Source organism: Nocardia sp. NPDC004260 (genome assembly GCF_053603155.1).
Genome location: NZ_JBSGEZ010000001.1, coordinates 250,918 through 260,076, shown reverse-complemented (window position 1 = coordinate 260,076; position 9,159 = coordinate 250,918). Strand labels below are relative to the sequence as shown.

Annotated in this window: 10 protein-coding genes; 5 read left to right on the top strand and 5 right to left on the bottom strand. The window is 68.0% G+C overall.

The features are described from left to right. The first annotated feature begins 39 nt into the window (after positions 1–39). Positions 40–258, top strand: coding sequence for an MbtH family protein (locus ACWEO7_RS01120; protein ID WP_355074840.1), 219 nt, complete (start codon positions 40–42; stop codon positions 256–258). Between the two features lie 71 nt (positions 259–329). On the opposite strand, the gene ACWEO7_RS01115 is transcribed toward ACWEO7_RS01120, so the two are convergent. Next, complete coding sequence (locus ACWEO7_RS01115; RefSeq protein WP_452419958.1) at positions 330–1,781, bottom strand: helix-turn-helix domain-containing protein; 1,452 nt, start codon at positions 1,779–1,781, stop codon at positions 330–332. A 151-nt stretch (positions 1,782–1,932) separates the two neighbouring features. Between ACWEO7_RS01115 and ACWEO7_RS01110 the strand changes: the two genes are divergently transcribed. Together ACWEO7_RS01110 and ACWEO7_RS01105 are read left to right on the top strand one after the other, a co-directional pair. Beyond that, positions 1,933–2,121, top strand: coding sequence for a hypothetical protein (locus ACWEO7_RS01110; RefSeq protein ID WP_452419957.1), 189 nt, complete (start codon positions 1,933–1,935; stop codon positions 2,119–2,121). A gap of 6 nt (positions 2,122–2,127) precedes the next feature. After that, complete coding sequence (locus ACWEO7_RS01105; protein ID WP_452419956.1) at positions 2,128–2,394, top strand: hypothetical protein; 267 nt, start codon at positions 2,128–2,130, stop codon at positions 2,392–2,394. 211 nt (positions 2,395–2,605) lie between these two features. Here the strand turns inward: ACWEO7_RS01105 and ACWEO7_RS01100 are convergent, their stop codons facing one another. From ACWEO7_RS01100 to ACWEO7_RS01085, 4 genes are all read right to left on the bottom strand, one after another. Continuing rightward, the gene (locus ACWEO7_RS01100; protein WP_452419955.1) at positions 2,606–3,493 is read right to left on the bottom strand and encodes an aldo/keto reductase; all 888 of its coding nucleotides are present in this window, start codon (positions 3,491–3,493) and stop codon (positions 2,606–2,608) included. 377 nt (positions 3,494–3,870) lie between these two features. After that, a complete protein-coding gene (locus ACWEO7_RS01095) occupies positions 3,871–5,115 on the bottom strand; it encodes a TetR/AcrR family transcriptional regulator (protein WP_452419954.1) in 1,245 nt (414 codons plus the stop codon). Between the two features lie 149 nt (positions 5,116–5,264). Then, positions 5,265–6,506, bottom strand: a complete 1,242-nt coding sequence (locus ACWEO7_RS01090) for a TetR/AcrR family transcriptional regulator (RefSeq protein ID WP_452419953.1) — start codon at positions 6,504–6,506, stop codon at positions 5,265–5,267. Between the two features lie 278 nt (positions 6,507–6,784). Further along, positions 6,785–8,131, bottom strand: coding sequence for a cytochrome P450 (locus tag ACWEO7_RS01085; RefSeq protein ID WP_452419952.1), 1,347 nt, complete (start codon positions 8,129–8,131; stop codon positions 6,785–6,787). A 374-nt stretch (positions 8,132–8,505) separates the two neighbouring features. Between ACWEO7_RS01085 and ACWEO7_RS01080 the strand changes: the two genes are divergently transcribed. Next, a complete protein-coding gene (locus tag ACWEO7_RS01080; RefSeq protein ID WP_355074821.1) occupies positions 8,506–8,715 on the top strand; it encodes a type II toxin-antitoxin system VapB family antitoxin in 210 nt (69 codons plus the stop codon). Beyond that, positions 8,712–9,146 carry a PIN domain-containing protein gene (locus ACWEO7_RS01075; protein ID WP_452419951.1) on the top strand — a complete coding sequence of 145 codons (435 nt, stop codon included), beginning with the start codon at positions 8,712–8,714 and terminating at the stop codon, positions 9,144–9,146. Before ACWEO7_RS01080 ends, ACWEO7_RS01075 begins: the two co-directional genes overlap by 4 nt. The last annotated feature ends 13 nt before the right edge of the window (positions 9,147–9,159 follow it).

Sequence of the window (9,159 nt, the reverse complement as noted above, 5' to 3'; positions counted from 1 at the left end):
ACCCCCCACCTGATCTGACCAGGAAGAAGGAAATCCGAAATGACCAACCCGTTCGACGACGACAACGCCAAGTTCTACGTCCTGATCAACCAGGAGGGCGAACACTCCCTCTGGCCGGTCTTCGCCGCCGTTCCCGGCGGCTGGTCCATCGCCTACGGCGCCGCCAACCGCAAGTCCTGCCTGGAGTACGTCGAGACGCACTGGGTGGACATGCGTCCCAAATCGCTCATCGAAGCCATGTCCACCGAGGCGAACTGACCACTTGAATACGCGGGGCGCGCCGGTCCACATCCCCCTGCCGACCGGTGCGCCCCGCCTCGTCTGCGGGCTCAGACCTCGGCGTGCGCCGCGTCGATCACCGCGTGCGCGTGCTGCCGCCATTCCGCGACGGCTCTGGTGCGCAGGCCGCCGAGCGCCGAGTCGAACTGTTTCGCGCGCTTGGTGACCGTGAGTCCCACGTAGGTGTGCGCGTTCGTGATGGCGCTGGTGGCCACCGCGCAGGCCTCCTCGACCTCGCCCGAGGCCAGCAGCGCCGTGGCGTGCTCGAAGCGGACCAAGGCGGGCTCCATGGTCTCCGACGGGTCGTACAAGGCCATCGCGCGGGCGGCCGCCACGGCGGTCTCCTCGGCGCGGCCGAGCCGGGAATATCCGATGGCCTGATAAAAAGCGAGTTTCTCCGGGCGGAAAGAAAAAATACCGACCGAAAGGTCTTCCGACCCGACATCTTCCAAAGCCGATGCCGATCGTGCGATACACCGCGCGAATTCATCGGCGTGCCCGAGACTGGCGTGCGCACGCGCCGCCATTCCCCATAACCATGCGGCGGCCGGGCCGTATGACGGATTTTCTTGCAAGCGGCCGTCGAGTAACTGCAAAACTTCCTTCGGTTTATCGCTATACGTCGGCAAATACGCGAGCCCGGCCAAGGCGATGTCCTCCGAATAGCGGTCGCCGATGTCCTGCGCGGCGTGGATCGCGGTGGCATACCACATGCGCGCCTGACCGAAATGCCCCTCGTTGAAGAGGATCTCGCCCACCACGTTCGCCAGCCGTCCGGCCGTGCGCACCAATCGGACCTGCTGATGGGTGGGCTGCCGTTCGCCGAGACAGCCACGCACCAGCCGGAATTGCTCGAGCCCCGTCTGCAACAGCTCGTGGGGCGGAACCTGGACCACCCGCGTGCCCAGGACCTCGGCCGACTGCTCCAGGAACGCCAGTCGCCGTTCGCTGATCGACCCCGCGTCGAGGGTTGCCAGCATCCTCTCCGGTTCGCTCGCCACCAGGTCCGCCGCCTGGCCTGCCATGCCCGCGCCGATGCAGGCCAGCAGTTCTCGCCTTCTCACGTCGTCTTCCTCGACTTCCTTGTCGAGCCCGATTTCCCTACCGAGCTTGGTGTGCCTTTCGGGCGCCGAATCGGCGCGTTCGTAGTCGGGGGTCGGCTCCTGGCGCGTGGTGACAGCGCGCTCGAATCGTTCGGCGACGACTGAATCGACGCCCGACAGGACCCTGTCCAGGAGACGCTGGCTAGCGGCGTGCATCCGGGTTGTCCGGCCGTTCTCCCACAGGACCACGGTGCGCGGTGTGACGCCCACCAGACGCGCGAATTCGTAACGGCTTCGCTTCATCGCCGTGCGAAGCGCATGTACAGCTTCGCCCGTCCAGTCGACCTCCACCATAGGTCTCTCTTCCTCACTCCAGGCCGCTACAAACGGAAAGTACTCGCAATTACCGCATTCGGGTCTGTTATCTACCGAATCGCAACGCGCACTGTTGAATCGCACCCGGCATCGGGGGTCCGCCCAAACCCTGTCGAGGGCGCCCGTTGTCCGGAACCCGGCGCACGGTCCCGACACGGCCCGATCCATCCGTGTCGAGCGCGGCTCCGGCGGCGCCTTCTCGGTGCCGGGTGCACTGCGCTTATGGAGGTGAACGATGGACGTGTTGCACTCGGATGTCCGAGAGCTGTGGTTGATTCAGAGCCGCGACTGCACGCAGGAACCGCTCGGCCTGACCTATGACCGCGCGCGGTTCCTGTGCGCCGTCCATGGCGGGCACGGCGCGCACTGCAGGCAATACCTAGCCGCTTCGGCGTTCTGTTCCCGGCAGGCCGCCGACCAGTGAGCGGCCGTGAATCCGCTGCTGAGCATGCTCGGCGCGTGCACCTTGCTGGTGGCCGCGATCGTCGGCGTCGGCTCCTGCCTGCCGCGCGGCGGCGCGGAGGACGCGCACCGACCGCCCGATGAGCCGTTCACCGTCGAGCAGGCGCACCGCGTGATGCAGGGCCACCGCCCCTGCCGCGCCGACGCCTGCCCCCGCAAACAAGCGGCCTTCCGCACCTTGGTCGCATCCGGCCGCGTCGTCCCCGACAGCAGGGCCGACGGATACTCGCGCTGACCGACTGTCAGCGCACCGAACTCGTTGCCGGCAGCGCGATCCGCCCGCCAACGACGTTCACCCCCTGCACGGGACTACGGCGAGGGAGCCCCGGCAGCGCTGAAGTCCTCGTATCTCCGTACGACGGAGGTACGAGGACTTCCCGGCGTCCGCTCACGCGTCGCGTTCGATCGGTCGCCGCCGCGGGGCGCTCAGCCGACAGCCGTAACGGTCAGTTTCCGGTCGACCCGGCGGCGTCCGACAGTTCCTCGAATTCCTTGTCCGTCAGCTCGATTCGCGCGGCGGCGATGTTCTCCTCGACGTGCGCGACGCTGGAGGTGCCCGGGATCGGCAGCATGACGGGGGAGCGGCGCAGCAGCCAGGCCAGGGCGAGCTGGGCGGGGCTCGCGCCGTGCTTGGCGGCGATGGACGCCAGCGGCCCGCCGGGGGCGGCGAGTTCACCCGTGGCGATGGGGAACCACGGGATGAAGCCGATGTTCTCCTGCTCGGCGTAGTTCAGCACGTCCTCGTCGGCGCGGTTGGCGAGGTTGTACAGGTTCTGCACCGAGACGATGGTGGCGAGTTCGCGCACCTGGCGCAGCTGCTCGACGGTCACCTGCGAGACGCCGATGTGCCGGATCTTGCCCTCCTGCTGGAGCGCGACCAGCTCGCCGATCTGGTCGGCCAGCGGCACCTTCGGGTCGATGCGATGCAGCTGGTACAAATCGATCCGGTCGAGGCCGAGATGGCGCAGGCTGAGTTCGGCTTGCTGGCGCAGGTATTCGGGCCGGCCGACCGCACTCCACTCGTTGGGGCCCTGCCGCGTGAGACCGGCCTTGGTGGCGATGACCAGGCCCTCCGGATACGGATGCAGGGCCTTGCGGATCAGTTTCTCGCTGACGAACGGACCGTAGGAGTCGGCGGTATCGATGAAGTTCACGCCGAGCTCTACCGCCCGGCGCAGCACCCGTACCGCCTCGTCCGGGTCCTTGGGGTCACCCCAGACGCCGGGGCCGGTCAACTGCATCGCGCCGTATCCCAGCCGATGCACCGGAAGATCGCCGCCGATGGCGAAGGTTCCGGATGCCGCGGCGGGTTGCGCGTCGAGATCTGTGCTCATGAGAATCGTCCTTCCGAAGTCGGAAACCGTGCCGATGCTCCACAAGCGTCGCGCTGCGCGGGCTCTTCCTGCCGCAACAGCGCTGCCCCGAGGTCGATTCCCCCCGCGCTGTTCGCCGGTGGCGTAAACCCGGCCGTGCCCCTCGAACCGACCCACGACCTACTCCCGAGGCCCCGGCGCATCGGCAATGCCCAGGCAACTGGCACGCCACCCACCGTACCCGGACCCGCCACCACCGCGAAGAAGTCCGTGAGTGGCACACCACCGGGGGCATACTCGCGAAATGCCGTAACCATGTGCCACTCGTGCACATGATGTCCGTGTGGTGCTGAGCCCGATGGGGTGGATCGCGGTGCGCGATACGGCGGCGGTGGTGGCTAGTTCGTTGGGCGGCCGAAGAGGATGACTTGCATCAGACGGATGACGCGCCGGGGGGAGCAGGCCGGGTCGGCGGAGCCGAAGCGTTCGCCCAGGTCGACTACCAGGGCGAAGGCGGCGTGGACAAGCAGCCGCGCTTCGGCGGCGGACAGCTCGGGCCGCACGCCGACCAACAGTTTGGCCCATTCCTCGACGTTGAGGCGCTGGATATTGCGCAGTACCGTGCGCTCCTCCGGCGGCACGTTGCTGATCTCGGCGTAGTAGACGAAAGTCAGCTCGCGCTCGGCGAACGAGCCGGCCACATACAACTCGATCAGGGTGTGAAGCGCTTGTTCGGGTGTCTCGGCCGCGGAGACGGCGGGCCCGATGGCGGCCGACACCCGATCCGCGGCCCGGCGGAACGCCGCCGTGAGGATGTCGCCCTTGCCGCGGTAGAACCGGTACACCGCCGAGGATGCGGGCAGTCCGGCGGCGTTGGCGATGTCCTCCACGCTGACGTTCGGGTATCCGCGCCGGTGGAACAGTTCGACCGCGCGCATCAGCAGCAACTCGTGTTTGAAGGTCAGCGGGATCTCGGTCGCGGTGAAGGACTCGGCCTCGGCGCTGCCGGGCGGCGGCAGCTCGCACGCGGCGAGTGCGTGGCAGGCCGCGGTGAGGCGCGCGGTGAGCGTCCGCACCGGGATCGACACGTGGTGATCACCGACGCTGCTCAGCACGCTCAGTTCCGCCGCGGCCAGCACGGCGCGATCGGCGTTCGACAGCGCGGGCCTGGTCTCGGCGAACAGTGCGGTGAGCGTCGAGTTCACGCCCGCGAGCTGATCGTCGAGCGTGGCCGCGTCGTCTTTCTCCAGGTAGCGCCGCTGCCAGCGCAACAGCGCCGCGCTGCGCCGGTTGACGATGGCAGCCTCGATCAGGGCGTCGAGCACACGCGCGAGCCGTTGCTCGGCGGACAGGTCCGTGGCGTCGGGCAGCCGGACCGCTTCGGCGCTGACCGCGCCCAACCGCAACACTTCCTCGCGGAACAGCGCATATTTGCTCGGATAGTGGCGGTACAGCGCCGCGGAGCTGATGTCGAGCCGAGAGGCGATGTCGTCCATGCTGACGCCGTGGTAGCCGAGCGCCCCGAACGCCTCGGCCGACGCCGCCGCGATCTGGGCGCGGCGGTTACGTGGTCGGCGCCGGATCACCCGTGCCGGTGTCCCGTCGGCCGCCTTGTCCGCGGCATGGCGGTCCTGGGCACCCATGCCGCGATGGTAGTCCAATACAACGTTCGGTACAGCAACGCTACCCGGTCCCGGGAAGAAATGAATGGTAGATCACAAAAATATGGTGATCAGCCTTGCATGTCGCACTATGCGCCCATCGAACTGAGAATCTAGGCTAACTTATCCGACTATCGCGCGGGCCGTCCGAAGAGCACCAGCTGCATCAGCAGGCGCACCCGGTCCTGGGCGGCCAGCGGTTCGTTGCCGAAGGCGCGGCCCAGGTCGACGACCACCGCGAAAGCCGCGTGGACGAGGATGCGCGCCTCCGCCGGAGCGAGTTCCGGACGCACCTCGCGCAGCAGCCGGGCCCACTCCTCGACGCTGAGTCGCTGGATATTGCGCAGTACCGTGCGGTCCTCGGTGGGGACGTGCTGGAACTCGGTGTAGTACACGAAGGTGAGGGCGCGTTCGGCGAACGATCCGGCGACGTACTGCGTGATCAACGCGGTGAGCGCGTCCTCGGAATCGCCGGCCGCCGCCACGGCCGGGCCGACGGCGCCGGAAACCCGTTCGGCGGCACGGCGAAACGCGGCGGCCAGGATGTCGCTCTTGCCGCGGTAGAAGCGGTACACCGCCGAGGCCGCCGAAAGCCCTGCGGCGGTGGCGATGTCCTCCACGCTGACGTTGGGGTAGCCGCGCTCGTGGAACAGCTCGACCGCTTTGCGCAGTAGCAGTTCGTGTTTGAACGAATCCGGGATCTCCACCACCGCGACCGGCTCGACCGCGCGCATCGCGGGCAGCTTCGCGTGGGCGACCGCCCAGCACGCCGAATGCAGCAGGCGGGCAAGGGGTTTCGCCGGGAGGGCGGCGTGATGGTCGGCGATGCTGGTGATCGTGCTGAGCAAGGCGGCGCGCAGCACGCGCACGTCCTCCTCGATGAGTTCCGGGCGCAGCGCGGCCAGCTGGCTGCCCAGCGCGCCGAGTACCGTGGCCTGCTGGTCGTTGAGCGTGGTCTGGTCGTCGGGCTCGAGGTACCTGACTTCCCAGCGCACCAGCGTGACGGTGGGGCGGTTGTCGATGGTGACCGCGATGAGCGCGTCGAGCACGTGCCGCAGCCGCTGCTCGGCGGGCCAGTCGGCCGCCTCATCGGGCAGCTCGACCGATTCGGTCATCGCCTGGCCGACGCGCAGCAGTTCCTCCCGGAACAGCGCGTATTTGCTCGGATAGTGCCGGTACAGCGCCGCCGAACTGATGCCGAGCCCGGAGGCGATGTCGTCCATGCTGACGCCGTGGTAGCCGAGCGCGCCGAACGCGGCGGCCGACGCGGCGGCGATCTGGGCACGGCGGTTCTTCGGTCTGCGCCGGATCTCGCGAGGTGCCGAGTCGCCGCTGCTCGCCTTCCGCGCCGTACGGCGATTGTCGACACTCATGACGAACATCGTAACGACCTGGCCGTATGGCCTGGCTGGCCGTGTCAGGGGATACGACTCCCGGGGATGAGCGGCCCCCGGGAGCCGTACCTGTTCTCCGGTGCGCGCCGGCATGCGACGAGGCGGGATGTGCGCGCCGGTGCGTCCGGAAGTCGACAACCGGACTCGGCCGAAGCGCGGGGCACCATGCGCGCCGTGCCGAGAGTAGCTGTCGAACAGAGACAAACTTACACCAATATAAATCCAGTACAAGGGCTAATCGAACACAGAATCATTGTTCACATACTGGTTGACCGCCGGTCGACCACCACCCGCGCCCGGCCGCGCGGCACCGTGGTGATGTTGCGGATCTTGCCGCGCTCGGGCGCGCTGCCCGCCGGGAGCGAAAGGGTGTCGCGGACGAGGATTTCGCGCAGCACCGTGGTGCCCTCGAGCAGTGAGAACCCCGCGCCGATGCATCGCCGCACACCGCCGCCGAACGGCAGCCAGGTGTTCGGCGCCACTTCGCCGTCGAGGAAGCGGGCCGGGCGGAACACGGCGACGTCGGGGTAGGCCTCGGTACGGTGGTGTGCGAGGACGATCGACGTGGCGACCACGGTGCCCGCGGGCAGCCGCTGTCCGCCGATCGTCATGTCCCTGGTCAGTTTTCGATTGGTGCCGGAGATGATGGTGTGCAACCGCATGGCCTCCTTGAGCACCGCGTCCAGGTATCGGTCGTCGCCGGTGCGCGCGGCCTCCGCGGCCTGCCGCTGGATCTCGGGGTCGGCGGCGAGTTCGTAGAGTGCCCAGGACAGCGCCGAGGCGGTGGTCTCGTGCCCGGCCAGCAGCAGCGTGATGAGCTGGTCGCGCAGTTCGGCATCGGTGAGCGGCGCGTCGCCGTCGCCCGCGCCGACCTCGAGCAGGCGCGACAGCACGTCGGTGCGCCCGGCCAGATCGGTCGCCCTCCGCCGCTCGGCGATCTCCGCGTAGAGCAAGGCGTCGACCGCGGCGAGGTTCTCGGCGAAGTTCTTCCACGGGCCGACCCGCCGCAATCGGCCGCTTTTCAAACCTAGGAAGACCAGCGGATTCAGGTGGACGATCCGATTCAGGCGCGGGTTCAGCTCGGCCCTGGTCCGCGTATCGGTGACGCCGAAGACCACCCGCGTGATCACCTCGAGGGTGAGCGCGTTCATCCGGTCCAGCATGCGCACGGTGGATCCGGGCGCCCAACCGCCGATCTCCGCGGCCGCGATCTCGGAGATCAGCGCCCGGTAGCCGCGCAGCGCGGCGCCGTTGAACGCGGGCATGAGCAGCCTGCGCGCCCGCGCGTGCTCGGCCTCGTCGGTCAGCAGCAGCGAGTGCGGGCCCATGATCGCACCGAGGATCTGGTTGCCCTCGCCCGCGTGCAGGTCGTGCGGATCGCCCGCGAAGATCTCCTTGATGTGCTCGGGGCGGGAGTACACCACGACGCGGTCGGCGAACGGCGGGATCCGCAGGGTGAAGACGTCACCGTAACGGCGCGCCATCGCGGTGAGGAACCGGGCCCGGTCCCGCTGGAACAACGCGCTCTGCACGAGCGGCGGCAGCGCGGGCCCAGGCGGAAAACCCACGGGGTCGGTACGTTCTCGGACGTCCTGTGCGGCCACGATGCCACCTCCACGCGCATGTCGAACCGGCTGTCGCCTCCACGCTAGGAGAAACCCGGACGCCGGTCCACGACGAATCGCGGTCGCCCACGGAAACCGGATCGCCATTCGGCACTCCGATTGCCCGAAACCGACTGTCCCCGTGCGTCTTCCCTCAGCCTCGCCCGCCGGGCCGGATCGTGCCGTACCAGTCGAGCAGGTCCGGGTTGTCCACGGCGCTGCGTTCGACGACGCGGCTCGGGTCGGGCGCTGTGGAATAGTCTCTCGAGCGGAACCTCGGGTTCTCGCCGGTGCGGGATGTCGGGTCGTGGCTGGCTCCGACGGTGGAGATGCGGTATTGCTGCGAAGGTTTATTGCGGCATATCCTTATATATATGAAGACGATGATCGATCTAAACGACGAAGCCCTGGCCCTGGCTGCCAAGGAGCTGGGAACCACCACCAAGAAAGACACGGTGAACGCGGCGCTGGAATTCGTTGCCGAACGGCGACGCCGGATCGAACAGGTCTTGACCGATCCGTACGGGTTCGGGGTCGGCCCCGATATCGGTGAGGCCGAGATCATGCGCGAGGCTCGCCGTTGAGCGAGGCCACTCCTCTTCGACTGCATCTCGTCGACACCTCCGCGAGCGCCAGACTCGGGCACGAGCCGGTGCGCGCGGTGATCGCGGGGCTGATCGCCGATCGTGCGGCCGCGACATGCGTCACGGTGGATCTGGAAGCCGGTTACTCCTGGCGGAACCTCGCCGACGTGCAGAACATTGCACAGCGCCGTCGCGCTCTATACGTCAACCTGCCGATCAATGAGTCGATCGCCGATCGTGCGCGAGAAGTCCAGCAATTGATGGCACGCAAAGGTCACCACCGAGCGGCGGGGATAGTGGACCTGCTCACCGCGGCCGTCGCCGAGTTCCACGGGGCAGTACTGGTCCACTACGACGCGGATTTCGAACATATCGCCGCGGTGACGAGGCAGCCCCAAGTCTGGGTCGCGCCGCAGGGCAGCCTCAACTGAGTCAGCCGCGTCA

Excerpts from the sequence above, each read along its gene's own strand:
- ACWEO7_RS01120 (WP_355074840.1), top strand. The coding sequence starts at position 40 with ATGACCAACCCGTTCGACGACGACAACGCCAAGTTCTACGTCCTGATC.
- ACWEO7_RS01110 (WP_452419957.1), top strand. The coding sequence starts at position 1,933 with ATGGACGTGTTGCACTCGGATGTCCGAGAGCTGTGGTTGATTCAGAGC.
- ACWEO7_RS01100 (WP_452419955.1), bottom strand. The coding sequence starts at position 3,493 with ATGAGCACAGATCTCGACGCGCAACCCGCCGCGGCATCCGGAACCTTC.
- ACWEO7_RS01095 (WP_452419954.1), bottom strand. The coding sequence starts at position 5,115 with ATGGGTGCCCAGGACCGCCATGCCGCGGACAAGGCGGCCGACGGGACA.
- ACWEO7_RS01090 (WP_452419953.1), bottom strand. The coding sequence starts at position 6,506 with ATGAGTGTCGACAATCGCCGTACGGCGCGGAAGGCGAGCAGCGGCGAC.
- ACWEO7_RS01080 (WP_355074821.1), top strand. The coding sequence starts at position 8,506 with ATGAAGACGATGATCGATCTAAACGACGAAGCCCTGGCCCTGGCTGCC.